Source organism: Microvirga tunisiensis, from assembly GCF_009296175.1.
Lineage (GTDB): Bacteria > Pseudomonadota > Alphaproteobacteria > Rhizobiales > Beijerinckiaceae > Microvirga > Microvirga tunisiensis.
The window spans coordinates 1-1,639 of the sequence record NZ_VOSK01000703.1; the positions used below are offsets into that span (position 1 = coordinate 1).

At 61.8% G+C, this 1,639-nt stretch carries 1 protein-coding gene; it reads left to right on the forward strand.

Annotated features, from left to right (window positions below; all coding sequences use genetic code 11):
• The first annotated feature begins 129 nt into the window (after nucleotides 1-129).
• A complete protein-coding gene (locus FS320_RS43010) occupies nucleotides 130-1,422 on the forward strand; it encodes an IS110 family RNA-guided transposase (protein ID WP_152718602.1) in 1,293 nt (430 codons plus the stop codon).
• Nucleotides 1,423-1,639: the final 217 nt, after the last annotated feature.

Genomic DNA, 1,639 nt, shown 5'->3' on the forward strand with positions numbered 1-1,639 from the left:
CCGTAGTACATGGGGAAGCAGCGCGGCGGAGCTGGCCCGGGTTGCGGAGCCGCGCTGCGTGGGGTGGCCATGGCCGGCCAGCAGGTCTCACAGTGATGTCGCTGAACATAAGCTGGAGGCCAACCGACCATGACCGAACTCAATCCTACACCCGCTTCTGCCGCCCTGGTAGCAATCGACATCGCCAAGCACCGCCACGAGGTGCTGATCGAGGCTGCCGGCCATCAGCGACGTCGGCGGCTCACAATCCTGAGCAACAAGGCGGATTATGATCGCCTCGTGGAGATCCTGACCACTTACGGCTGTCCTGTGCTCATCGGATTTGAGGCGACCGGTGATTATCACCGCGGCCTGGCCTACCGCCTGCTCTCCGCAGGCTTCGAATTGCGCCTGGTCTCATCCGTGGCGCTCGCCCGCACCCGGGAGGCTTTGCACAACGGCTGGGACAAGAACGATCCCAAGGACGCGCAGGTCATCCTGCATATGCTCCAGATCGGCGCGACCCAACGCTATGTCGATCCTCTGGCGGTCGGGATCAACGACCTGCAGGAGTTGTCGAAGACCCACGAGGCGATCTCCAAGGCCAAGACCGAGATCTGGCACCGGATCCTGACCCATTACCTGCCCCTGTACTTTCCCGAGATCGAGCGCTTTGCCGGCAACAGCCGCTCCGACTGGTTTCTGGCGCTGCTCGAACGCTTCCCAACGCCCGGCAGCATCATGGCCTTGGACCGAGAGAGCTTTGTGGAGGAGGCATGGCCTGTGATCGGCCGTAAGGTCTCCAAATCTCGATTGCTCAACGACATCTACGAGACCGCTCGCGCCTCCACGGCTCTGCCCGTATCGGAAAGCTCTGCGGCCATCACCATGTTCCGCATGGTTCTGGCCGAAGCACGCAGTCTGATCCGCCAGCGGGATCGGATTGAGAAGCTGGCTCATGCGATGCTGGCCGATCATGCTGACTACCAGCGACTGTGCACGATCCCAGGGATCGGGCCGATCCATGCCCTGACGATCCTGGCGGAAGCAGGCGATCTGCGCCGCTTCGGACACCATCGTCAGTTCCTGAAGTTCTGCGGCCTTGATCTGGCCACCTGCAAGTCTGGCACGTTCCGCGGCCGCACCAAGCTATCGAAGTACGGCAATGCTCGCTTACGTCGGGCGCTGTGGATGGCTGCTCAAGTGGCAGCCCGCCAGCGCGACAACAGCTTTCGGGATAAACTCGGCCGCTATACTGAGCGCGATCGCCAGGATGCCGATTTGCGCCGCAAGGCCGTGACTGCTTTGACCGCCAAGATGGCGCGTGTGGTGCACGCGTTGATCAAGGGCGGAGTAGAATACCGGCCGTTCTTCGAGCGTCCGGTGCCGGGTGGAAGGACCTCTCTCTGTGCGGGCCGTGAGGGCGCGTCAGCGACCCTGTAGATAATGTTTGGGCCTTCCACCTGGGGTGTATCTCGTATTGAGGACGGTGAGGACCACGGCTGTGACCGCTGGATCCTGTGTTTGCTATGGGAGAGGACAATCCCGTTGACGGTGGAAGCCACCTGGCTCAATCTGATGCTAACGCCGATCCAGCAAATCGGCGTGCTGAGATCTGCTGGCTCATGGCCGCTGCTGCTTCCCCACATAGGACGTTGTC

Excerpts from the sequence above, each read along its gene's own strand:
- FS320_RS43010 (WP_152718602.1), top strand. The coding sequence starts at position 130 with ATGACCGAACTCAATCCTACACCCGCTTCTGCCGCCCTGGTAGCAATC.